This window comes from Micromonospora sp. NPDC051141, assembly GCF_044455765.1.
Lineage (GTDB): Bacteria > Actinomycetota > Actinomycetes > Mycobacteriales > Micromonosporaceae > Micromonospora.
This window is the reverse complement of record NZ_JBITFD010000008.1, coordinates 84,502-107,158: the sequence shown is the minus strand read 5'-3', so window position 1 is coordinate 107,158 and position 22,657 is coordinate 84,502. Positions and strand designations below refer to the sequence as shown.

At 74.9% G+C, this 22,657-nt stretch carries 19 protein-coding genes; 7 read left to right on the top strand and 12 right to left on the bottom strand.

The genetic code is table 11. The features are described 5' to 3' along the window. Positions 1–4: 4 nt before the first annotated feature. Positions 5–841, bottom strand: coding sequence for a hypothetical protein (locus ACIA6B_RS17095; protein ID WP_396774302.1), 837 nt, complete (start codon positions 839–841; stop codon positions 5–7). A gap of 219 nt (positions 842–1,060) precedes the next feature. Here ACIA6B_RS17095 and ACIA6B_RS17090 point away from each other — a divergent pair, with 219 nt between their 5' ends. Next, the gene (locus ACIA6B_RS17090) at positions 1,061–2,416 is read left to right on the top strand and encodes an alpha/beta hydrolase family protein (protein ID WP_396774300.1); all 1,356 of its coding nucleotides are present in this window, start codon (positions 1,061–1,063) and stop codon (positions 2,414–2,416) included. Here the strand turns inward: ACIA6B_RS17090 and ACIA6B_RS17085 are convergent. The 5 genes from ACIA6B_RS17085 to ACIA6B_RS17065 form a co-directional block, all read right to left on the bottom strand. After that, positions 2,401–3,162 carry a DedA family protein gene (locus ACIA6B_RS17085; protein ID WP_396774299.1) on the bottom strand — a complete coding sequence of 254 codons (762 nt, stop codon included), beginning with the start codon at positions 3,160–3,162 and terminating at the stop codon, positions 2,401–2,403. The two genes, ACIA6B_RS17090 and ACIA6B_RS17085, sit on opposite strands and share 16 nt — an antisense overlap. A gap of 137 nt (positions 3,163–3,299) precedes the next feature. Then, on the bottom strand, positions 3,300–4,724 hold the full coding sequence (locus tag ACIA6B_RS17080) for a protein kinase (protein ID WP_396774297.1): 1,425 nt from the start codon (positions 4,722–4,724) through the stop codon (positions 3,300–3,302). Between the two features lie 72 nt (positions 4,725–4,796). After that, entirely contained in the window at positions 4,797–5,642 is an 846-nt protein-coding gene (locus ACIA6B_RS17075; protein ID WP_396774295.1) for an SAM-dependent methyltransferase, read from the bottom strand. A 94-nt stretch (positions 5,643–5,736) separates the two neighbouring features. Continuing rightward, the gene (locus ACIA6B_RS17070; RefSeq protein ID WP_107155467.1) at positions 5,737–6,624 is read right to left on the bottom strand and encodes a helix-turn-helix transcriptional regulator; all 888 of its coding nucleotides are present in this window, start codon (positions 6,622–6,624) and stop codon (positions 5,737–5,739) included. A gap of 105 nt (positions 6,625–6,729) precedes the next feature. Continuing rightward, entirely contained in the window at positions 6,730–6,987 is a 258-nt protein-coding gene (locus ACIA6B_RS17065) for a DUF397 domain-containing protein (RefSeq protein WP_281940544.1), read from the bottom strand. A gap of 220 nt (positions 6,988–7,207) precedes the next feature. Between ACIA6B_RS17065 and ACIA6B_RS17060 the strand changes: the two genes are divergently transcribed. Then, on the top strand, positions 7,208–7,843 hold the full coding sequence (locus ACIA6B_RS17060) for a GGDEF domain-containing protein (RefSeq protein ID WP_396774292.1): 636 nt from the start codon (positions 7,208–7,210) through the stop codon (positions 7,841–7,843). Positions 7,844–7,903: 60 nt separating this feature from the next. Here ACIA6B_RS17060 and ACIA6B_RS17055 read toward each other — a convergent pair whose 3' ends face one another. Next, positions 7,904–8,398 (bottom strand): type II toxin-antitoxin system PemK/MazF family toxin, encoded by a 495-nt coding sequence (locus tag ACIA6B_RS17055; protein WP_396774290.1) that lies wholly within the window; start codon positions 8,396–8,398, stop codon positions 7,904–7,906. Between the two features lie 74 nt (positions 8,399–8,472). Here ACIA6B_RS17055 and ACIA6B_RS17050 point away from each other — a divergent pair, with 74 nt between their 5' ends. Further along, the gene (locus tag ACIA6B_RS17050; RefSeq protein WP_396774289.1) at positions 8,473–9,069 is read left to right on the top strand and encodes a DUF4291 domain-containing protein; all 597 of its coding nucleotides are present in this window, start codon (positions 8,473–8,475) and stop codon (positions 9,067–9,069) included. A gap of 55 nt (positions 9,070–9,124) precedes the next feature. On the opposite strand, the gene ACIA6B_RS17045 is transcribed toward ACIA6B_RS17050, so the two are convergent. Next, positions 9,125–9,862 carry a class I SAM-dependent methyltransferase gene (locus ACIA6B_RS17045; RefSeq protein ID WP_396774287.1) on the bottom strand — a complete coding sequence of 246 codons (738 nt, stop codon included), beginning with the start codon at positions 9,860–9,862 and terminating at the stop codon, positions 9,125–9,127. A 106-nt stretch (positions 9,863–9,968) separates the two neighbouring features. On the opposite strand from ACIA6B_RS17045, the gene ACIA6B_RS17040 reads away from it, so the two are divergent. From ACIA6B_RS17040 to ACIA6B_RS17030, 3 genes are read left to right on the top strand one after another with little or no spacing between them, the layout of a single operon-like run. Continuing rightward, the gene (locus ACIA6B_RS17040) at positions 9,969–10,589 is read left to right on the top strand and encodes a hypothetical protein (RefSeq protein WP_396774285.1); all 621 of its coding nucleotides are present in this window, start codon (positions 9,969–9,971) and stop codon (positions 10,587–10,589) included. A gap of 26 nt (positions 10,590–10,615) precedes the next feature. Then, positions 10,616–11,128 carry an NUDIX hydrolase gene (locus ACIA6B_RS17035; protein WP_396774284.1) on the top strand — a complete coding sequence of 171 codons (513 nt, stop codon included), beginning with the start codon at positions 10,616–10,618 and terminating at the stop codon, positions 11,126–11,128. 43 nt (positions 11,129–11,171) lie between these two features. Next, positions 11,172–12,404: a hypothetical protein gene (locus ACIA6B_RS17030; RefSeq protein WP_396774282.1), complete on the top strand. Its 1,233-nt coding sequence runs from the start codon at positions 11,172–11,174 to the stop codon at positions 12,402–12,404. A gap of 72 nt (positions 12,405–12,476) precedes the next feature. On the opposite strand, the gene ACIA6B_RS17025 is transcribed toward ACIA6B_RS17030, so the two are convergent. Then, on the bottom strand, positions 12,477–12,758 hold the full coding sequence (locus ACIA6B_RS17025) for a DUF2277 domain-containing protein (protein WP_396774281.1): 282 nt from the start codon (positions 12,756–12,758) through the stop codon (positions 12,477–12,479). A 265-nt stretch (positions 12,759–13,023) separates the two neighbouring features. Here ACIA6B_RS17025 and ACIA6B_RS17020 point away from each other — a divergent pair, with 265 nt between their 5' ends. Next, a complete protein-coding gene (locus ACIA6B_RS17020) occupies positions 13,024–13,776 on the top strand; it encodes a GNAT family N-acetyltransferase (protein WP_396774279.1) in 753 nt (250 codons plus the stop codon). An 86-nt stretch (positions 13,777–13,862) separates the two neighbouring features. Here the strand turns inward: ACIA6B_RS17020 and ACIA6B_RS17015 are convergent, their stop codons facing one another. The 3 genes from ACIA6B_RS17015 to ACIA6B_RS17005 are packed head-to-tail and all read right to left on the bottom strand — an operon-like array spanning position 13,863 to position 22,656. Continuing rightward, positions 13,863–19,349 (bottom strand): amino acid adenylation domain-containing protein, encoded by a 5,487-nt coding sequence (locus ACIA6B_RS17015; protein ID WP_396774278.1) that lies wholly within the window; start codon positions 19,347–19,349, stop codon positions 13,863–13,865. Then, positions 19,349–22,471, bottom strand: a complete 3,123-nt coding sequence (locus tag ACIA6B_RS17010) for an amino acid adenylation domain-containing protein (RefSeq protein ID WP_396774277.1) — start codon at positions 22,469–22,471, stop codon at positions 19,349–19,351. The genes ACIA6B_RS17015 and ACIA6B_RS17010 overlap by 1 nt, the downstream gene beginning before the upstream one ends. Next, on the bottom strand, positions 22,468–22,656 hold the full coding sequence (locus ACIA6B_RS17005) for an MbtH family NRPS accessory protein (RefSeq protein WP_043324625.1): 189 nt from the start codon (positions 22,654–22,656) through the stop codon (positions 22,468–22,470). Before ACIA6B_RS17005 ends, ACIA6B_RS17010 begins: the two co-directional genes overlap by 4 nt. Between the last annotated feature and the right edge of the window lies 1 nt (position 22,657).

Genomic DNA, 22,657 nt, shown 5'->3' with positions numbered 1-22,657 from the left:
ACGCTCAGTCCGCGGTGACGCTCACCGCGTTCGCGCCGGCCACCAGGTCGAGGTAGAGCCGGTCCGCCGCCCGGTCCCAGCCCGGTGAGCTGACCACGTCCCCGGCGGCGATGCCGGCGCGGCGCTCGTCGTACACGGCCAGCGAGCCGGCGCCGGACGCCACCCGCACCCGGGCCGGCGGCCCGCCCGGCACGGTCACCGTCAGGTCGCTGACCCCGCCGGTCATCCGGACGGTGAGCGTGCCGTCGAGCGGAGGCAACCGCAGTCGGGTACGCGCCGCGCCGCCGATCAGCTCGATCCCGGCGAGCCGGGCCGCGCCCAGGTCGAGCCGCTGCTCACGCACGCCGCCGACGAGTCGTACCCGCCAGGTCAGCCGGGCGTTGAGCACCACCTCGACGGCGGCCGGCCCGGCGCGGCCGTTCTCGACGACCCGCAGCCGGACCCGGTCGCCGTCCACCCGCGGGCGGGGCGTCACGCCGGCGTCGTCCGGCGTGCCGATCCGGTAGAGGTCGTCGCCCAGGTCGGCGGCCCGCAACGTGAAGCTGGTCAGCCCGTCGGCCAGCTCGAAGTCGGCCCGCCTGCGATCCCCGCGCGGCGCGGTGAGCGTCTCGGCGGCGGCGACCTCGGCGCCGCCGACACCGCCGGAGCCGCCCGGGTCGGCGGCCGGCGGGGGCGGCGGGCCGCCGGAGAAGACCACCCCGAGCCGGGCCGGGTTGGACAGCGTCACCGCGACCGCCACCGCGCCGAGCACGACCACCAGCACGGCGGCGGCGGACAGCCAGCGCGCGGCGCCGGACCACCGGGTGTCGGGCAGGTCGGCGTCGTCCCCGGATGCCGTCATGGTCGTCCCCTCTCGCCGGTCCCCACCGGGTCATACGTCTCCGTTTCCGGCACGGTTCATTCCGGCGGCCACTGTGGCGGGACGGGTCGACCGAGCGACCGGTCAGTGATTGACAGTCCTCGACCCCGGGCCTAGGTTCAGGTCGCTACCGGCCGGTAGGCATCCGTCCCGCCCCGCCGCCCCGCGCCCCGGGGCGGCACCCGTCCCCGGGGAGCAGCGATGCAGACCTCACCCACCCGCCGGCTGCTCGCCGCCGGCGCCGCCCTCGCGCTCGCGCTCGGCCTGGTCGGCGCGGCGCCCGCGCACGCCGCCGGCCACGACGACGGCAGCCAGCCGCTGCCCGGCTACACCATCGTCAACCCGCCGCTGCCGCCGCTGGTCGTGGACGGCGCCACCACCACCGTCCGGCAGGGCGTGCACGCGCACGCCGGCTACGTCGTCGAGGTCCCGGCGAAGTGGAACGGCGACCTGGTGATGTGGGCGCACGGCTACCGCGGCCAGGGCACCGAACTCTCCCCCGAACCGCCCGCGTTCGACCTGCGGCAACGCCTGCTGTCCCAGGGGTACGCCTGGGCTTCCTCCTCGTACGACCGCAACGGCTACGACGTCCGCTCCGGCGTGCTCGGCACCCGGGCCCTCGCCGACCTGTTCGCCCGCACCGTGCGACGGCCGCACCGGGTGCTCATCGCCGGCGTCTCCCTGGGTGGGCACGTCATCGGCCGCTCGCTGGAGCAGTACCCGGGCTACTACGCCGGCGCGCTGCCGATGTGCGGGGTGCTCGGCGACCAGGAGCTGTTCGACTACCTGCTGGACTACAACCTGGTCGCGCAGGCGCTGGCCGGCGTGCGCGCCTACCCGCCGCCGGCCGACTACCTGACGAACGCGGTGCCCCGCATCCAGGTGGCGACCGGGCTGGCCGGCCTCACGCCCACCGGCCCGGACACCACCAACGCGCTCGGCAGACAACTGCGCGCGGTCACCGTGGCCCGCTCCGGCGGCGTCCGGCCGGGCGCCGACGCGGCGTTCGCGGTGTGGAAGGACTTCCTGTTCGGCATCGCCACCACCAACGGCGGCGACTCCCCCGCCCAGCGGCCCGGCCAGCTCGCCACGAACCTGTTCACCAGATACGCCCCGAACCAGCCGGTGGACCTGAACACCACCGTGCAGCGGGTCGCGCCGGAGAACCTCCGGCAGCGGCTCTCCCCCGGCCTGACCGAGGTGCCCCGGATCGCCGGCCGCCCCACCGTGCCGGTGCTCAGTCTGCACGGCCTCGGTGACCTCTTCGTGCCGTTCCGGATGGAGCAGGCGTACGCCCGCGACGTGGCCCGGCACGGCCGGTCCCGGCTGCTGGTGCAGCGGGCGGTCCGGAGCACGCAGCACTGCGAGTTCAGCCCCGCCGAGGCCGGCGCCGCCTGGGACGACCTGACCCGCTGGGTACGCACCGGCAAGCGTCCGGCCGGCGACCCGGTGACCGACCCCCGGGCGGTGGCGGCGCCGGACTTCGGCTGCCGGTTCAGCGACCCGGCCGCCTGGACCGCCGGCACCGGCAGCCGCCGCCTCTACCCGGCCTGCTGATCGTCGTCGGTGCCGTACCAGCCGCCCCGGTAGACCGTGCCCGGCCGGGGCGGCGCGTCCGGCGCGTCCGGGGTGGACCGGCGGTTGCGGCGGACCCGGCTCACCACGAACCAACCGACGCCGCCCACGACCGCCAGGATGACCACGTTCTGGAGCGTGCCGACGTACGCCTCGACCACGTGCCAGTTCTCGCCCAGGAGATAGCCGGCGAGCACGAACGCGGTGTTCCAGATCAGACTGCCCAGCGCGGTGAAGAGCAGGAACACCGGCACCGGCATCCGTTCCACGCCGGCCGGGATCGAGATCAGGCTCCGGAAGATCGGGATCATCCGGCCGAAGAACACGGCCTTGACGCCGTGCCGCAGGAACCACGCCTCGGTGCGGTCCACGTCCGCCAGCTTGATCAGCGGCAGCCGGCCGGCCAGGGCGCGCATCCGGTCCCGCCCGAGCGCCGCCCCGACGTAGTAGAGCGCCAGCGCGCCCAGCACCGACCCGAGCGTGGTCCAGGCGATCGCGCCGAACAGGCTCATCCGGCCCTGGCTGGCGGTGAACCCGGCCAGCGGCAGGATGACCTCGCTGGGAATGGGCGGGAACAGGTTCTCCAGCGCCACCGCGAGCCCGGCGCCGGGGCCGCCGAGGCGTTCCACCAGGCCGGTGACCCAGCCGACGGGTCCTTCGCCGGCCGGCTCCGCGGCCCGCGCGGCGCTCACCCGGGGGCCGGCGAGCAGCTGTGCGTTTCCGATCATCCGACCACGGTACGGGGCGACCCGGCCGGCGACCACGGAAAGCGGCGCCGGTTACGGCCGACCCGCGGTGACCCGGCCGACCCGCGGTGACCCGGCCGACCCGCGGTGACCCGGCCGGACCGTCCGACGTCGGCCGGTCAGCCGCCGCCACGCAACCCGTCGTAGGCGTCGAGCAGTCGGCGCAGCGCGGCGGCGGTGGCGCCGTCGAGCTTGTCGTCCTCGGCCGCGTCCTCGATCCGCTCGTGCAGATCCTCGACCCGCCTGGCACGGTCCCTGAGCTTGCCCCGGTCCAGTTCGGCGACCTTCTTCCGCAGGTCGTCGGCGGTCTTGCGGTCGATCAACCGGGCCGCCTCGGCGCGGTCCAGCAGAGCGGTGAAGCGGTCCGCGAGCTGTCGGGCGGTGACCGGCTCGGCCGCCACCGACGACGGCGGCGGTACGCGGGTCGGCGCCGGGCGGGGGCTGCTCGACGCGGGCGCGGGCGGTGGGGCCACGGCCGGCGGCGCGGCGGTTCGCGGCGTCCCGGAGCGGCTGTCGAAGACCAACGCGCCGACCAGCGCGAGCAGCAGCACCACCGCGCCGGCGACCAGCACGCCGGTGAGCCGGTTCGGCGGAACCTCCGGGCGGGGCGGCGGGACGGGGCGGGCCGCCCCGGCGGGCCGCCCGACCAGCGTGGCGGGGCGGGCCACCCGGGACACCGTGGGCAGGACCGCGGTCGGCGGGTCGACCGGTCGGCCGGCGCCGAGCCGGTCGGCGACCCGGGCGGCGGTGGGTCGCCGGGCCGGGTCGAGGGCCAGGCAGGCCAGCACCAGGTCGGCGACGTCGGCGGGCAGCCCGGGCACCCGCAGCGGCGGCACCGGGGGACGCCGGTCCCGCAGGTCGACCACGTCGTCCCAGGTCCGCACCGGCAGCGGGGGTCGGCCGGTGAGGCTGCGGTAGAGCAGCGCGCCGAGCGCGTACACGTCGCCGGCCGGGTGGGTGGGCCCGGGATCGAGTCGTTCCGGGGCGAAGTAGGCCGGGGTGCCGGCCAGCGGTTCCCCGACCGGCCCGGCAGCCGGCTGGAGTGGGCCGGCCGGCGCGGCGATGCCGAAGTCGAGCACTTTCGCACCGGTCTCGGTGAGCATCACGTTGGCCGGCTTCACGTCCCGGTGCACCACGCCGATCCGGTGCGCGGCGGCCAGCGCGGCGGCCACCTGCCCGGCCGTGCGGAGCGCGTCCGGCCAGGCCAGCGGCCCGCCGGCCAGCCGGTCGGCAAGTGTCTGACCGGCCACCAGCTCCATCACCAGGTACGGCGTGACCACCCCGCCGGGCAGCGTGGCCTCGCCGTAGTCGTACACCTGGGTCACGTGCGGGTGGGTGAGCCGCGCGGCGGCGCGGGCCTCACGCTGGATGGTGGCCCGCAACTGCGGGTCGGCGGCGAGCCGGCCGGCGAGCGCCTTGACCGCGACCGGGCGGTGCAGCACCTCGTCGTCGGCGCGCCACACCTCGGACATCCCGCCGAGCCCGATGCGCTCGCGCAGGACGTACCGGTCGTGCAGCCGGAGGTCGGGCGTGAACGGCGACATGATTCCCCAGTCTGCCCGGCCACCCCCGGGCCGCACCAACCCGCATCCGGCTCGTGCCGGGCGGCGCGTCGGTCAGGGCTTGCGGGCCACCCCGCCGTACATGCTGACGTCGGCCGCCGAGGGCCGCGGCTCGGGCTCGCCGTCGGCGCGCCACTCGGCCACCGAGCAGACGCCCGGCTCGACCATGTCGAGGCCGGCGAAGAAGCGCACGAACTCGTCCCGCCCGCGCAGGTTGATGGTGCCGTGCGGGCCGCCCCGGGCCGCCGCCCTCGCCTCGTTCGCGAGCGGGGCCGGCAGGTGGTCGTGGGTGGCGTGCGAGGCGACCAGGTAGCTGCCGGCCGGCAGCGCGTCCAGCAGCCGGGCGACCGTGGCGTAGGGGTCGTCCGCGTCCGGCACGAAGTGCAGCACCGCGATGAGCATCAACGCGACCGGCTCGGACAGGTCCAGCGTGCGGCGCAGGTCGGGGTGGGTGAGGATCTTCTCCGGGTCGCGCAGGTCCGCGTCGAGGTAGGCGGTGGCGCCCTCGGGTGAGCTGGTGAGCAGCGCCCGGGCGTGGGCCAGCACGATCGGGTCGTTGTCGACGTAGACCACCCGGGCACGCGGGTCGGCGGCCTGGGCCACCTCGTGCGTGTTGTCCGCGGTCGGGATGCCGGTGCCGATGTCGAGGAACTGCCGGATGCCCGCCTCGGCGGCCAGGTGCCGGACCGCGCGCCGCAGGAACCGCCGGTTCTCCAGCGCGCTGAGCCGGATCGTCGGGAAGGCGGCGGCCATCGCGTCGCCGGACTCCCGGTCGGCCTGGAAGTTGTCCTTGCCGCCGAGCCAGTAGTTGTACCGCCGGGCCGGGTGGGCCACCGAGGTGTCGATCCGGTCGGCCGGGTGGCCCGGCTCGGTCGCCGTGCCGCTCGTCTCGCTGGTCAAGGCCGCCTCCACGACTCGCACGCCACCGTTGTGGGGCGGACGTGCGTCCACTGTCTCTGGTCGCCGGTCATGGTATAGCCCGCCGGGGCGGGGGTCAGGCCGGGTAGAGCTCGTCGCGGACCCGGGCCAGCAGCTCCGGGGTGCGCTCCGGCGGCGCGGCCTCGACGCACAGCCGCTCCATCGCCTCGGCGTAGTAGTCGAGGTCGTCGCGCTTGTCGAGGTAGATGGCGCTGGTCAACTGCTCGATGTAGACGATGTCGGGCAGGTCCTCGTCGCCGAAGCGCAGGATGCTGAAGGCACCGCTGGCGGCGGCGTGCCCGCCGGCGGTGAACGGGACGATCTGGAGCCGCACGTGCGGCGCGGCGGTCGCCTCGATCAGCGCGTCCAGTTGCTCACGCATCACCGCGGCGCCGCCGATCGGCCGACGCAGCACCGCCTCGTCCAGCACCGCCCACAGTTGCGGCGGGTTGGCGCGACGCAGCAGCTCCTGGCGCTCCATCCGCAGGTCGACGCGCCGGTCCAGCTCCATCGGCGCGGCGCCGCGGTGCCCGAGCAGGATCACTTCCCGCGCGTACGCGGCGGTCTGCAGCAGGCCCGGCACGAACTGCACCTCGTACGTGCGGATCAGCGCGGCGGCGGCCTCCAGCCCGAGGTAGGACTGGAACCAGGCGGGCAGCACGTCGCCGTAGCGGTGCCACCAGCCCGGGCTGTTCGCGTCCCGGGCCAGCTTGAGCAGCGCGGCGCGCTCGTCCGGCGCGGTGACGCCGTAGAGCGTGAGCAGGTCGGCGACATCGCGTTCCTTGAAGCCGACCCGGCCCAGCTCCATCCGGCTGATCTTGGACTCGGAGGAGCGGATCTCCCAGCCGGCGCCCTCCCGGCTGACCCCGGCGCCCTCCCGCAGGCGGCGCAGCTGCGCGCCGAGCAGCATGCGCAGCACCGTGGGACCACTTGTCGGTCCACCCTCGACGGGCACCGTGACCACCTGACCGCCCTCGCATCCCGGCTGCTCCCCGACCGGGTGCCCTCCCGGCCGACGAGTAAGCATGCCATGAACCGACAGTGAGGTGAACTCCTCCAGACGGCGGAATCAGTCCCGCCTACGGGACGGCGGGATCAGGTGGTCGAAGTCCCCGTCCCGGGCGCCGAGCACGAACGCCTCGATCTCGTCCACGGTGTAGATCAACGCCGGTCCGTCGGGGTGGCGCGAGTTGCGCACCGCGATGCCGCTGCCGCCGGGCAGCTCGGCCAGCTCGACGCAGTTGCCGCTGGGATTGCTGCGGCGACTCTTCAACCACTGCATCGGGGGCAACTCGGTCACGGGTACGCCGTTCGGGGGCGATTGCATGGGCGTCCTTCGGGAAGAGCCAGCCGAGGCCGCGGGGAGGTGCGGTGGGTGGCGACGTCTGTCGACTGAGGTTTGGAATGCACGTGCATCTGCTATTGCATCTGCAATGGACAGCGAGCATGATAACCGAACTACGGTGTGCCGGGTCGCTCACTTTCGGTGACCTGAACCCGGCCCTCGAAAGCCGCTGAGCGCGGCCGGGGACTGGTGAGGAGGGCGCGTGCCGGATCCGATGACCGTCGCCTCCGGCATCTCCGCCGCCGGCGCGCTGCTCTCCGCCTGGCAGCTCCGCCGCCGGGCGGTCCGCGCCGAGGCCGAGCTGGAACTGCTCCAGGCGGAGCTGGCCGCCGAGCGACACGCCGCCAGCCACGACCCGCTCACCGGGCTGCCCAACCGCCGCGCCTTCTTCCGGCTGGCCGCCACCCTGCTCACCGATCCCGCCGGGCAGCCCCTGGTGGCGGTGGTGCTCGACCTGAACGGCTTCAAACAGATCAACGACCGCTACGGGCACGCCGCCGGGGACCAGGTGCTGGTCAGCGTGGCCCAACGACTGGCCGCCTTCGCCGGCAACAACCTGGTGGCCCGACTCGGCGGTGACGAGTTCGCCGGCCTGCTGGCCAGCCCCACCGCCGACCGGCGCTGGATCGAGCACGCCACCCGCCGGCTCTGCGAGGCGCTGGCCGCGCCGATCCCGCTCGGCGGGCGCAGCATCCGGGTCACCGCCTCGGTCGGGCTCGCCCCGGTGCACGGCCCCACCCAGCTCACCGACGCGCTGTGCCGCGCCGACGCGGCCATGTACGAGGCGAAGACGCTCGGCGCCGTCCGCCCACCCCGCCAACTGGTCGCCGAGCACTGACCCGGCACACGGTCAACGCCGGCCGGTGCGCCGGGCGGGGGTGAACTCCCGGCCGGTGGCTCAGCGCCAGCCGTAGCCGGCGCGCAGCGCCTGGCCGACCCGGTCGAACCGGGGCCGGTCCAGCACCGCGCCCTCCCGGCGGATGCTGTCCTCGCGCATGGTGAGCACCCGGTCCAGGCGCACCCAGCTCGGCCGTCGGTCCCGGTCCCACTCCCCCGGGCCGAGCGACAGCCAGTGCCGCTGGCCGTCCCGCTCGCCCTGACTGGACAACATCAGCCCGAACAGCGTGCGGCTCTGCCGGCCCACCACCAGCACCGGCCGGTCCTTGCCCTGCCGGGGGTCGTCCTCGTAGGGCACCCAGGTCCAGACGATCTCCCCCGGGTCGGCCTGCCCGTCCGGCTCCGGCGCGTACGACAGCTCGCGGCGCTGCAACGCGCTGACCTGGCGTCGGCGCGCGACCTGGGCCGGGATCGGTCCACCCGGGCGGACCGGCGCGGCGGCGCCCCCGGTGATCCGACCCAGCCGGGACGCCACGTTCCTCAACAGACCTGCCACGGCCGGCAGCCTAGCGGGTCGGCGCGCGGGGGAAACCGGTGGCGGTCCACCGCCCGGTTCGCCACCATGCTGCGGTGACCGTTCCCCGCCACCAGATCCGGGCCGCCTTCACCGACGGCACCGTCACCGTCTACCAGGCGTACCCGGCGGAGATCGCCGACGCGGCGCTGGCCGCCGGCCGGTTCGTGCCGCCGTTCAAGCGGGAGCGGATGACCTGGATCAAGCCGTCGTTCCGCTGGATGATGTACCGCTGCGGCTGGGCGCTCAAGCCCGGCCAGGAACGGGTGCTCGCGGTCGAGATCAGCCGCGCCGGGTTCGAGTGGGCGCTTCGGCACGCCTGCCTCAGCGACCACGACCCGCGGCTGCACCCGGACCGGGACGCGTGGCGTCGGGCCCTGCGGGCCAGCCCGGTCCGGGTGCAGTGGGACCCGGAACGGTCGCTGCGGCTGGCCCCGCTGCCCCACCGGTCGGTGCAGGTGGGACTCTCCGGCGAGGCGGTCCGGCGGTACGTCGACGAGTGGCTGGTCGGCCTCACCGACGTCACCGCGCTGGCCCGGTCGGTGCACGGCCGGCTCACCGCCGGCGACGAGGCCGGCGCGGCGGCGCTGCTCCCGCGGGAACGGCCGTACCCGGTGCCGCCGGAGGTGGCCCGGGTGATCGACGCCGACTGACCCCGGCCGGGCCGGGCACCCCGACGGCGGTCCGGGTGGCGGGCCAGGCGGACGGTCAGGCCGGGCGGCGGGCCAGGACGAGCGTGGTGCGCAGGTCCAGCAGGACCGTGCCGCCGAAGCCGTCGACCGCGGCGCCGACCGCGACGCGGACCCGCTCGCGCAGCTCCGGCGGGCGGCGCAACTGTGGTGAGAACGTGTCGACAAGCCGCAGGTAGGCGGCGGTGTCCAGCGGCACCGACCGGCGGAACCGGGACAGTCGCAGATCGGTGAAGCAACCGCTGTCGGCGATGTCGTCGTGGAACCAGCCGTCGGCCCGGTCGCCCCGGTCGCCCGGGTCGGCGGCGGTGAACGCGGCCCGGATCGCCTCGGCCTGCGCCGACTCGACGTAGGCGTAGCGGTGGCTGAGGACGGCGAGCGTGCCGCCGGGACGCAACGCGTCGTGCGCGCGCCGGTTGCGGGTGGCCGGGTCGAGCCAGTGCCAGGCCATCGCGCAGGCCAGCACGTCGACGCCGCCGGCCGGCGGGGCCCACTGCTCGAAGCTCGCGGTCACCACCTGCACGCCCGGGAACCGCTCGGCGAGCACCTCGGCCATCCGCGCGTCCGGCTCGACGCAGGTCGTGGTCGCGCCGAGCCCGAGCAGCACGGCGGTGGCCAGCCCGGTGCCGGCGCCGATCTCGACAAGCGTGCCGGGTCCGCCGCCGTGGTAGTCCCGGATCGCGTCCGCGAGCGCGGTCGGGTAGCCCGGTCGGGCCTCGTGGTAGGTGTCGGCCGTCTCCCCGAACAGTTGCGACATGGCCGCCATCCTCCCAGATCCGGACGGTGTCGGATGCCCGTCGCGCGCCGCGCTCGCCCCCGCGCGCCGGCGGCGGCCACGATGGCGGGAGGTGAGGGGGACGACCGTGGGTGCATTCCTTCAGGCGCTTGTCACGAAGCTGGCCGAGGAGCTGCTGAAGCTGCTTCTCGGCTGGCTCGCCCCGAGGGTGCTGCGGTCCGTGCCGCACCCGGCCCCGCCGGACTGCCCGCGCTGCGGTGGGTACGGCGTGGCACGGTGGGCGCCGCGGCGGGCCACGACGGTGTTCGTGCTCGGCGTGCTCGTGTTCGGGTGGGGATTCACCGCGACCGTGCTCGGCGTACCGGTGGTCGTGCTGCTCGTCGCGGTCGGGGTGCGTACCGCGTGGGCGGGTGATCCGGCGGCGGCGCTGCCGGCCCTGACCGCGCCGCTGGGCCTCGCGGCGTCCGGGGCGGTGATGCTCGCCGGCGCCGCCGCGATGGCCTGGTACCACAGCTTTCCGCCGCGGCTGTGCCGGCGCTGCCACGGCCGGTGGCCCCGGCGGGAGCGGGCGGAGTACCTGCGGATGGTGCGGTCGGTGGTGTTCGCCTGCCGGTGCGGCCAGCGCCTGCGCGCGCCGGGCCGGCCGCCCGGGGTCCGCGTGCGCTGTCCCCGGTGCCGGGCCGAACAGGCGGCGCCAACCGTGTCGGCCCGCGCCTCGCGGGTCCCCTTCCGCGCCCGGAGGCGCTGAGCGGGACCCTGTCTACGCTGCCCGGCATGGAGTTGCCACGCGATCTGCCGCTGTTCGAGCGCCGCGCCGTGCGGCTGGTGGTGCTCGACACCGCCGACCGGCTGCTGCTGTTCCACACCCGCGACCCGGAGCATCCCGACCTGGGCGTGTGGTGGGAACTGCCGGGAGGTGGGCTGGACCCGGGTGAGACGTACCGGGAGGCGGCGGTGCGCGAGCTGCGCGAGGAGACGGGCATCGTGGTCGCGCCGGAAGAGATCGGCGCACCCACCTGGCGGCGGCGGGCCAGTTTCCGGCACCGGCAGCGCCGGCACCTCCAGGACGAGGTGGTGGTGCCGGTGCGGCTGCCCGGGCCGGGGCCGGACGTGGACGGCGCCCAGCGGATGGACTACGAGGTGGAGGACTACTTCGGATTCCGCTGGTGGCCGGTGGCCGAGGTGCTCGCGGAGCGGCCACGGTGCTATCCCGGCCGGCTGCCGGAGCTGCTGCCGACGTTCCTGGCCGGCGCGGAGATTGACGAGCCGTTCGAACTGTGGTCCTGAGCCCGGCGTGCCGACGGGCGCGTCAACCGGCAGAGTGGGACGGGTGAATCCACTCCACACCCCCCTGGCCCGGTACGCCGAGCGGCTGCACGCCGCCGCCGGCGACACCCACCACGTCGCGTCGCCGCTGGGCGCCTGGCTGCTGCTGGCGCTCACCGGTCCGGCCGCCACCGGGCAGGCCCGGGCGACGCTCGGCGAGGCGCTCGGGGTCGACCCGGACGACGCCGCCGCGTCGGCCCGCGCGCTGCTGGGCACGCCGCACCCGATGGTCGCCGCGGCCACCGCGCTGTGGGAGCGGACACCGTTCGAGGAGTTGACCCGGTGGCGGGCCGGCCTGCCCGAGCGGACCGAGCGCGGACCACTGCCCGACCAGGCGGCGCTGGACGCGTGGGCCCGGGAACGCACCGGCGGCCTGGTGCGGCGGTTCCCGGTCGACGTCGCGCCGGAGACGCTGCTGGTCCTGGCGAACGCGCTGGCCACCCGGGTGTCCTGGGCCGACCCGTTCGAGCTGGCGCCGGCCGGGGAGCTGGGCGCGGGCAGCGCGTGGGCCGGCCGGTTGCGGCAGGTGCTGCGGACGCCCCCGGTCGGGCACCGCTGCGCGGTGGTGGGCACCGAGCGGGCCGGGGACGTCGCGGTGCACGTGGCGCCGGCGCGTGCGGGCGACGACGGCGCCGGCATGCTTGTGGTGTCCGTGGCCGCCGCGCCGCGGGTGCCGTCCGACGCGGTGCTGGCCGCCGCGCAGCAGGTGGCGGTGACCGTCGCCGACGTGCCGGACGGGCCGGTGCCCGGGCAGCGGTCGTTGTTCGACCTGCCGCTGGGCGAGAGCCCGCTCTGGACGGTGCGTGAGCAGCCGACCCGGACGTTCGCCCGGGACGGCCGGGAGGAGCGCGCCACCGCCGTGCTGCCGTGCTGGGCGGCGGAGAGCCGGCACGACCTGACGTCGGCCGGGTTCGGCTTCGACGCGGCGGCGCGGGCGCTGGGCGGACTGCTCGGGTTGGCCGAGCCGCCGTTCTCCGCGGCGCAGTCGGCGGCGGCCCGGTTCGGTCGCTACGGCTTCGAGGCCGCCGCGGTGACCGCGTTCGGGATGGTGGCCGGGCTGCCTCCGGAGGGCGTGGCCCGGGTCGCCGACCTGCGCTTCGGCCACCCGTACGCGGTGGTGGCGGTGGCCACGGACGCCGCCGGCGGCCCGTGGCACGCCCTGCCCGTCTACTCCGCGTGGATCACGGACCCGGCGGAGGTGCCCGCCGACGAGGCCGCCGCCGACGAGGCCGCCTGACGCGGGCGGCTCGTGCACCCGGGCCGACGGGTCGCGTTCCGCGGCCCCGGGTCGGCGGCGCGACGGATCGACTCAGGACGGTGTCCGCGGCCCGTACCGTTCGGCGGCACGTGCCCTGGCCTTCGCGGCCTCCACCTCGCGGTCCTTGGAGGGCGCCGTCGTCACGAGGCTGTCCAGCAGGGTGCGGGTGGCGGCCGTGACGGCCCGGACCGCCTCGTCGAACGCCGCCTGGTTGGCTGCGGACGGCCGGGTGGCGCCGCTGACCTTGCGCACGTACTGCACGGCGGCGGCTTCGATCTCGTCATCGGTCGCGGGCGGCTCGAAGTTGTGGAGCACGCGAATGTTCCGGCACATGCCTCCACCATGCCAGCCCGCACCGACACCCGCACCGACCGAGGCTTGACAGGCCGCCGCCGGGTGCGGCACCGTTGCCCCGACCACGCGATCGGCGTGGCACCGCGCATGAGGGAATGACGCCTGTGATCCAGGTAGGCCGAGCGGCCGCCTGAGTGTCGACCGCGCGACGGATGACCCGTCGCGCCGTACGGCAACGGTTCGGCGGTCCGACGCATGTCCGCCCACCGTCGTTTCTCTCCTGCATCGAGGTGCTATGTTGATCATGGATGCTCGCGTCCAACAGAGCGTCGTCGCCACCCTGTCGACGCGCCCCGCGGCCCGGGAAGTGGGGCCGTTCGTGGTGGGTTTCGACCCGACCACGGCCAGCCCGCACATCAACTACGCCACGCCCCGTCCGGGCGAGACCGTCACCGCGGCCGACGTCACCGCGCTGGTCGACGCCTTCCGGGCGGCGGGTCGTCGCCCCCGCCTGGAGTACGTCGTCAGTTGCGCCCCCGCCCTGGAGTTGCTGCTGCTCGCCGCCGGGTTCGTCCCGGAAGCCCGGCACACCTACCTGCTCTGTGTGCCGGACACCCTGTGGACACCACCCACGCCCGACGACGTCGCCCTGGTCGAACCGGACGACGACGAGCGGCGTGCCGCGCTGATCGGCGCGCAGAACGACGCCTTCGGCGAGGCCGCGACGGCCTCCGCCGCGGATGTCGCCCGGCTCCGGCGGCAACAGGAGGCCGGCGGCGTGGCCGTCATGGCGGTCGCCGGGTCCGGCGCCTGCGCGGGCGGCGGCGGGGCGGCCCGGCCCACCGACGGGGTGAGCGAGGTGGCCGGCATCGCCGTCCGCGAGCCCTACCGCCGCCGAGGGCTGGCCGGCGCGATCACCGCCGAGACGACCAGGCGACTCTTCGCCACGGGGGCCGAGGTCGCCTGGCTGGAGGCCGGCGGCCCGGAGTCGTGGCGGGTGTACCAGCGCGTCGGCTACCGACCCGCCGGTGAGCGCCGCTACCTCGTCATGAACTGAACCTCCGACGATCAAGGAGTTCGCGTCGGCCCTGGGTTCGGGAACCGACGCGAACTCCTTGATCAACAGGGTGGGAACAGGCCCGGTCAGACCGGGACGGCCTCCCGGGTCTCCGCCTTGGCGGCCAGGCGCTTCTCCCGCTCCTGGGCGCCGATCAGGTCGTCCGGCAGGGAGTCCTCGACCTCCAGGTCGAAGCGACGCAGCAACCGGATCCCGAAGCCGCCCAGGGTGATCAGGATCAGGATCACCCCGAAGCAGACGTACGCGAAGCCGATGCCGCGGCCCGGACCGGTGCCGATCACCGCGCCCACGCTGTCGGCCAGCGACCCGCCCGGGGCGAGCATCGGCTCGAACAGCGCGGTGGCGGCCGGCGCGAGCAGCGCGAACCCGATCGGCAGCGTGGACCACGAGATGGTCTGGTTCAGGCTGAACACCCGACCGTGGAAGCGCTGCGGCACCTTCACCTGGACGATGGTGGCGTAGATCGACTGCGCGGTGGTCATCGCCATGGCCAGCCAGCAGAAGCCGACACAGATCATCACGATCGAGGCGTCCAGCCCGATCAGCACACAGCCGATCGCGGTGCCCAGGTTGCCGATCAGCACGCCGATCATCCGGCGCTTGCGCGGTCCGCCCCACAGCGACATCAGCACGCCGCCGAGCACCGCGCCCACCGCCTCGGCGAGCGCGACCTGCGCCACCTGGGTCGGGCTGCCGAACGACAGCACCAGCGGGGTGGTGAGCACCAGCGCCGGGGCCAGGAAGATGTTGCCCAGCGCGAAGTAGCCGAGCATCAGCCGGAACCCGCGGTGCTGCCACGAGTAGCGCATGCCGTTCGCGATGGCCACCAGCAGCCGTTCCCGGGGCCGCCAGCCGAGCAGGTCCGGGAAGCGGACCACGGCCAGCGTGAGCACCGCGACCACGTAGCTGGCCACGTCGACGATCAGGATGCCCTTGAGTTCGATGGCGGCGAGCAGGCCGGCGGCGAACGCCGGCATGAGCAGCGTGGCCACGCCGGTGGAGAGCTGGGTGATGCCCATCGCGTGCCCGAGGTAGCGCTTCGGCACGAGCTGCGGCACCGCCGACTGGAACGCGATGCGTTGGAACGACCCGGCCACCGAACTGAACGCCACCAGCAGGTAGATGTGCCAGAGCACCAGGTTGTCGGTCCACAGCAGGGCGGCCAGCACCAGTTGCACCGAGCCGGCGACGGAACTGGCCAGCATCATGATCCGGCGCCGGCTGACCCGGTCGACGAGCGCGCCGGCCACCGGCAGCATGAGCACGCCGCAGATCAGCGCCAACGCCCAGAGCAGACCGAGGTCGGCCACCGAGCCGGTGCGGTTGAACAGCCAGATCGGCAACGCGAACGCGGTCAGCGCCGACCCGGTGCTGGAGACGAGTTGCCCGGTCGTGACCGCCAGGAACCGGCCCATGCTCGGCTTGACCGTGGTGGTCGGCTTGCGGTCCGCGCCGACCCGGAGCATGTCGTGCACCGCCCAGCCGGCGTCCTCGCCCCGGGCCTCCGGGTCCAGGCCGGTGAGGTCACCGGCCACCACCGCGGGGTGGGTACGGGTGACGATCTCGGCCAGTTCCTCGGCGCGGTACTTCAGGAAGAAGTGCCCGGCCTGGTCCAGCACGACCAGCCCCAGCGTGTCGCTGAGGAACTGCCACTCGGCGTACCGCTCGCGGTAGTAGTCGGTGACCGGGTCCTCGGAGCCGACCACCGAGATGATCGGCGCGCGCAGCTTCGTCGCCTGCCGGTCCAGCAGCCGGGTGAAGTACTCCTCCGAGGCGCGGGAGTCGGCCCGCATGTTGCTGATGATCCGGTCGGCCTGCTCCGGGTCCAGCTCGTCGGTGTCCACGCCCATCGACTTCAGCCAGCTCGCGTAGTGCTTGTTGCTGCGGAGCTGCTCCAGCCGGTTGCGCGCGGCGGCGAACGGGCCCTTCGGGCGGGCGAACGGGAACATCGCGCCGATGTAGACGGCGGCCAGGTCCCGGCCGGCCGCCTCCACCTTGCGGGCCACCTCGGCGACGATCGCGCTGCCCACGCCGCAGTGGCCGTAGAGCGCGATCGGGCCCTCGACCCGCTCCACGATCTCGTCCGCGACCCGGGTGGTCAGCTCGTCGAACGGCAGCGCGTCCTCGGTCAGACCTACGTCGTGGCCGGGGATGGCGAGCGACCACAGCCCGTACCCGGCCGGCAGCGCGTCCGCGAGCGGCTGGTAGACGATGGCGCTGCCGCCGCCGTACGGGACGCAGACGTACGTCAGCACCCGCTTGGCCACCGGGATCGGCTTGGTCAGCTCGTAGAGCAGCCGGCGCGGCCCCTCCTGGGTGGCGTCGCCGGAGATGAACGCGGCCAGGTCCCGGATGGTGCGCTTCTGGAACAGGTCCATCACGCCGACCGCCCGGCCGCCCAGCTCCGCCTTGCGGATCTTGGCGACCACCTGGGTGGCGAGCATGGAGTGCCCGCCCAGGTCGAAGAAGTCGTCGTCGATGCCGAGCGTCTCCACGCCCAGCACCTCCGACCAGATCGCCGCGAGGGCCCGCTCGGTGTCGTCCCGCGGCTCGACAAGTGCCACCGACGCCTCGCGGGTGACCACCGGCGCGGGCAGCGCCTTGCGGTCGAGCTTGCCGTTCGGGGTCAGCGGCAGCGCGTCGAGCGTGACGAACGCGGCCGGCACCATGTACTCCGGCAGCGTGTCCTTGAGCGCCGCCTTCAGCGCGGCGTGCTCGGCCGCCCCCACCAGGTACGCGGTGAGCCGCTTGTCGCCCGGGCTGTCCTCGCGGACGATCACCGTGGCCTCGGTGACGTCGGGCTGCTCGCGCAGCGCGCTCTCGATCTCGCCCAGCTCGATGCGCAGGCCGCGCAGCTTGACCTGGTGGTCGATCCGGCCGAGGAACTCGATCACCCCGGCGCCGTCCGGCCCGACGACCCAGCGGGCCAGGTCGCCGGTGCGGTAGAGCCGGGCCCCCGGCTCACCGGAGAACGGGTCGGGCACGAACTTCTCCGCGGTCAGCGCCGGCCGCCGGTGGTAGCCGCGGGCCAGGCCCACGCCGCCGATGTGCAGCTCACCGGCGACACCGACCGGGCACTGTGCCCCGGACGCGTCGAGCACGTGCAGCCGCAGGTTCGCGATCGGCGCGCCGATCGGCACGCTCGTCACCCGCGCCAGCCGGTCCGGCTCACACGCCCAGGAGGTGACGTCGATGGCCGCCTCGGTCGGGCCGTACAGGTTGTGCAGGCCGCACCAGGGCAGCCGGGCGGTGAAGTCGACCGCCGAGGTCAGCGGCAGCTCCTCGCCGGAGCAGATCACCCGCCGCAGCGCGGTGGCCGCCTCCACGCCCTCCTCGGCCAGGAACACGGTCAGCATCGACGGCACGAAGTGCGTGGTGGTGATCCGCTCGGACACCAGCAGGTCGCGCAGGTAGCCGGCGTCCTTGTGCCCGCCGGGCTTGGCCAGCACCAGCCGGGCGCCGGTGCGCAGCGGCCAGAAGAACTCCCAGACCGACACGTCGAAGCTGGCCGGCGTCTTCTGGAGCACCGCGTCGTCGGCGCCGAGACCGTACGTCCGCTGCATCCAGTCCAGCCGGTTGACGATGCCCCGGTGGGTGTTCGGCACCCCCTTCGGGCGGCCGGTGGAACCGGAGGTGTAGATGACGTAGGCCAGGTGTTCCGGCCCGGCCACCGGCGTCGGGTCGGTGACCGGCTGGTCGGCCCAGACCGTCGCGTCGTCGAGGTCGAGCACGGTGGCCGAGGTGGCCGGCAGCACGTCACGCAGGTGCGACTGGACCAACACCACCGGCGCGTCCGCGTCGGTGACCATGAAGGCCAGCCGGTCCGCCGGGTACTCCGGATCCAGCGGCAGGTAGGCGCCGCCGGCCTTGAGCACGCCCAGCAGGCCGGCGACCAGCTCGACCGAGCGTTCCGCGCACACCCCGACCAGCGTCTCCGGGCCGACACCGGCCGCGCGCAGCCGGTGCGCGATCCGGTTGGCCTCGGCGTTCAGCTCCGCGTACGTGCGGCTGGTCCCGTCGATGGTGACCGCGACCGCGTCCGGGGTGGTGGCGGCGCGCTCCTCGACCGGGCCGTGCAGCGTCTCGTCGCGGGGGAAGTCCGCCGCGGTGTCGTTCCAGCCGGCGAGCAGCTCCCGCTCGACGTCGGACAGCAGCGGCAGCCGGGACACCGGAGTGTCCGGCGCGGCGACGATCGCGTCCAGCAGCGCGGTCCACCGCCGGGCCATCCGCTCGACCGTGGCCCGGTCGAACAGGTCGGTGTTGAAGACCAGCTTGCCCCAGAGTCCGTCGACGGTCTCCACCGCGTGCAGCTCGAAGTCGAACCGGGTGGCCTGCAACTCCATCGGGGTCCACTCGAACGTGACCTCGTCGGAGCGGGAGACGCCGCGGAAGCGGCCCATCTCGTAGTTCTGGAGCACGAACATGGTCTGGAACACCGGCGAGCGGCTCACGTCGCGCGGCAGGCCCAGCTCGTGCACCACCTTGGCGAACGGCACCTCGGCGTGCTCGAAACCGTCGAGCACGCTGCGCCGGGTACGGGCCAGCAGCTCGGTGAAGGTCGGGTCGCCGGCCAGCTCGGCGCGCAGCGGCAGCATGTTGATGAACATGCCGACCACGTTCTCCAGCTCCGGCGCGGACCGGCCGGCCACCGACGCGCCGACCGCGAAGTCGTCCTGCCCGGCGTGCCGGGCCAGCAGCACCTGGTACGCCGACAGCAGCGTCATGAACAGCGTGCCGCCGCTGTCCCGGGTGAGCGCGTTGAGCGCCTCGGTGGCCGCCGGGTCGAGCTGGAACTCGACGAAGTCGCCCCGGTAGGTCTGGGTGGCCGGGCGGGGCCGGTCCAGCGGCAGTTCCAGCGGCGTGATGCCGGCGAGGCGCTGCTTCCAGTAGTCGACGTGCGCCCGCGCCTGCGGCCCGTCCAGCTCCTGGGCCTCCCAGACGGCGAAGTCGCCGTACTGGATCGGCAGGGCCGGCGGCTCGCCGCCCCGGTACAGCGTGATCAGGTCGCGCAGCAGCACGTCCACCGACCAGCCGTCACCGACGATGTGGTGCTGGCCCAGGAACAGCACGTGGTCTGAGGCGGAGAGCCGGATCAGCAGCGCGCGCAGCAGCGGGCCGTGCGCCAGGTCGAACGGCTCGGCCGCCGCCGCGTCGACGAGCGCCTGCGCGGCGGTCTCGTCGGCGGCCTCCACCACGGTCAGCGGCACGTCCGGGGTGTCGGCGACCACCACGGTGGGGCGGCCGTCGGCGTCGGCCGGGAAGCGGGTGCGCTGCGACTCGTGCCGGGCGGCGAGCGCGGCCAGGGCCGCGCGCAGCGCGTCGACGTCGAGCGGTCCACGCACCCGCAGCGGCACCGCGATGTGGTACGCCGCCTCGCCCGGGGCGAGCTGGTCCATGAACCAGACCCGCTCCTGGGCGTAGGACAGCGGCACCGGCGCGCCGTCGGGCCGGGGGGTGATCCGGGCCGCGGGGGCGGACTGGCGGGCGCGCAACCGCTTGGCGATCAGCGCCTGCCGGGCCGCCTCGCGGGCCGGATCCTTCAGGTCGGTCATCAGTTGGTTCCCTCTTCCGCCGCGAGCAGCGCGGCGACCTCGGAGTCGGAGAGGCCGTCGAGTTCGGCGGCGATCCGCTGTTCGATCTGGCCGGCCAGGTCGGCCACCACGGGGCTGGAGAACAGCGCCCGCATGGGCAGGTCGACGTCCACCTCGGCGCGGATCCGGGCCATCGCCCGCATGCCGCGCAGCGAGTTGCCGCCGAGCGCGAAGAAGTCGTCGAGCGCGCCGACCTTCTCCACCTGGAGGATGTCGGCGTACACCTCGGCGACCAGCGCCTCGGCCTCGGTACGCGGGGCGACGTAGCTGTCCTGCGCCGGTTCGACGGCCGCCGGGGCGGGCAGCGCGGCGCGGTCCAGCTTGCCGTTGGGCGTCAACGGCAACGTGTCCAGCCGGACCAGGGCGGCCGGCACCAGGTGCGCCGGCAGCTCGCGGGCCAGTTCGGCGCGGACCGAGTCCTCATGGGCAGGCCCGACCAGGTAGCCGACAAGCATCGGCTCGCCACCGTCGGTGCGCACCGCCGCCGCGGCGGCCCGGACGTCCGGGTGGGCGAGCAGCGCGGCCTCGACCTCGCCCAGCTCGATCCGCATGCCCCGCACCTTGACCTGGTCGTCGCGGCGGCCCAGGTAGTCGAGCGTGCCGTCGGGACGCCAGCGGGCCAGGTCGCCGGTGGCGTACATGCGGGTGCCGGGCGGGCCGTACGGGCAGGGCAGGAAGCGCTCGGCGGTGAGGCCGGGCCGGTCGTGGTAGCCGCGGGCGAGCTGCGCGCCGGTGACGTAAAGCTCGCCGACCACGCCCGGTGGGACCGGCTGGCCCGCGGCGTCGAGCAGCAGCGCGCCGGTGTTCCAGGTGGGCGTGCCGATCGGCACCGGGCCGGGCGGGACCGGTTCGCCGGGGGCGATCCGGGCCGCGACGCAGCCGACGGTGGCCTCGGTCGGGCCGTACTCGTTGACCACCGCCACGTCGGGGTGCGCGGACCGCCAGCCGGCGAGCTGCTCGCCGCTGAGCGCCTCGCCGCCGATCACCAGGTCGACCGTCGGCGACAGCTCGCCGTCGAGCAGCGGCAGGTGGCTCGGGGTGACCTTGAGGAAGGACGGCCGGCCACCGGCCCGCGCGGCCGGCGAGTCGATCGCGGCGAGCCGCACCGTGCCGCCGGCGGTGAGCGTGCCGAGCAGGCCGGTGACGGTGAGGTCGAACGAGACCGGCGAGTGCAGCAGCGCGGCGCCGGCCAGCCCCGGGTAGGTCGCCCGGGCCCAGGCCAGGTACGCGGTCACCGCCCGGTGCTCGACCACCACGCCCTTCGGGCGGCCGGTGGAGCCGGAGGTGTACAGCACGTACGCCGGGTGGTCGGGACGCAGCGGGGCGACCCGGTCGGCGTCGGTGAGGTCGTCGCCGGGCTGGTCCGCGCCGATCTCCCCGTCGAGCACCAGCGCGTCGCCGGGCACCGACGCGGCGGTGTCCGCGGTGGCCACCACCAGCGCCGGAGCGGCGTCGGCCAGCAGGTAGGCGATCCGCCCGGCCGGGTACGCGGTGTCCACCGGCACGTACGCGGCGCCGGACTTGAGCACCGCGAGCATCGCCACCACCAGCTCGCAGGAGCGGGGCAGCGCGAGCGCGACCCGGGTCTCCGGGCCGGCGCCGCGCGCCACCAGCAGCCGGGCCAGCCGGTTCGCGGCGGTGTTCAGCTCGGCGTAGCTGAGCGTCACGCCGTCGCAGACCAGCGCCGACGCGTCCGGGGTGGCGGCGGCCTGCCGCTGCACCTCGTCGACCACGGTGGCCGCCGGCAGCTCGTGCGCGTCGCCGGTCCCGGCGCGCAGCACCAGGTCCCGCTCGTCGTCGGTGAGCAGCGGCAGCGCGCCGACCGGGCGGTCCGGCTCGGCCACGGCGGCGGCGAGCAGCCGCACGTAGCGCCGCGTCACCGTCTCCGCGGTCGCCCGGTCGAACAGCGCGGTCCGGTAGACCAGGCGGCTCTCCCCGGTGGTGATGTCGAACGCCAGGTCGTCCTTGGTGGTGCCCAGCTCGACCGGATCGAGGCCGGAGTCCGGGATCCAGTTCAGCGCGGTCTGGAAGATCGGCTGCACGGACGGGTCACGCTGTGGGTCCACCGCCTCGACGATCTTCTGGAACGGGGTCTGCCCGTGTTCCATGGCGTCGATCAGGCCGTTGCGCACCCGGCCGAGCAGGTCGGTGAAGGTCGGGTCGCCGGAGACGTCGCAACGCAGCGCCACCGGGTTGACGAACATCCCGATCAGCGACGCCAGCTCCGGGTTGTCGCGGCCCGCGGTGGAGACGCCGACCACCACGTCGGTGTCGCCGGAGATCCGCGACAGCAGCGCCGCGAAGCCGGCCAGCAGCACCATGTACGGGGTGGCCTGCGCGCCGACCGCCAACGCGCCGACCCGGTCGAGCAGCCCGTCGGGGAGCGTGAAGCGCACCTCGTCGCCGGCGAAGCCGAGCTGGGCCGGGCGGGACCGGTCCAGCGGCAGGCTGGTGACCGCCGGGGCGCCGGCCAGGTGCCCGGTCCAGAACGCGAGCTGCCGGTCCAGTTCGTCGCCGGTGAGCTGCTGGCGCTGCCAGACCGCGAAGTCGGCGTACTGGATCGGCAGCTCCGGCACGGCGGGCTCGGCGCCGGTGCGCACGGCCTCGCAGAACGCGGCCAGTTCGGCGTGGAACAGCACCGCCGAGTGGCTGTCGAAGACCGCGTGGTGCGCCACGAACGCCAGCGCCCAGGCGTCGTCGAGGCGGAACAGCCGGGCCCGCCACGGTGGCGGCGCGTCCAGCGGGATCGGGGTGCGGCCCAGCTCGGTGCGGAGCCGCTCGAACTCGGCCAGCCGCTCGCCGGCCGGCAGGTGACTCAGGTCGGTGGTGGGCAGCGGCACCGGCTCGTGGGCGCGCACCACCTGCACCAGCGCGCCGTCGTCGACGCGCAGGTGGGTCCGGAGCGCCTCGTGCCGGGCCACCACCCGGTTGACCACCTCGCTCGCCGCCTCGGCGTCCACGTCGGCCGGGAACGCCCACGGGATGGAGACGTTGAACACCGGCGAGCCGGCGTCGAGCTGGTTGGCCATCCACACCCGCTCCTGGGCGTACGAGGCCGGGAACGTCCACTCCCGCTGGCTCATGAGAGCGCCTCGCGTACCGAGCGGGGGCGCATGTCGGTCCAGACCTCGTCCACGTGGGCCAGGCACTCCTCGCGGCTGCCGGCGAAGCCGGTGTCGTGCCAGCCGGCGGGCAGTTCCCGGTCGGCCGACCAGATCGAGTACTGCTCCTCGTCGTTGCGGACGACCAGGAATCGGGATTCGGCCATG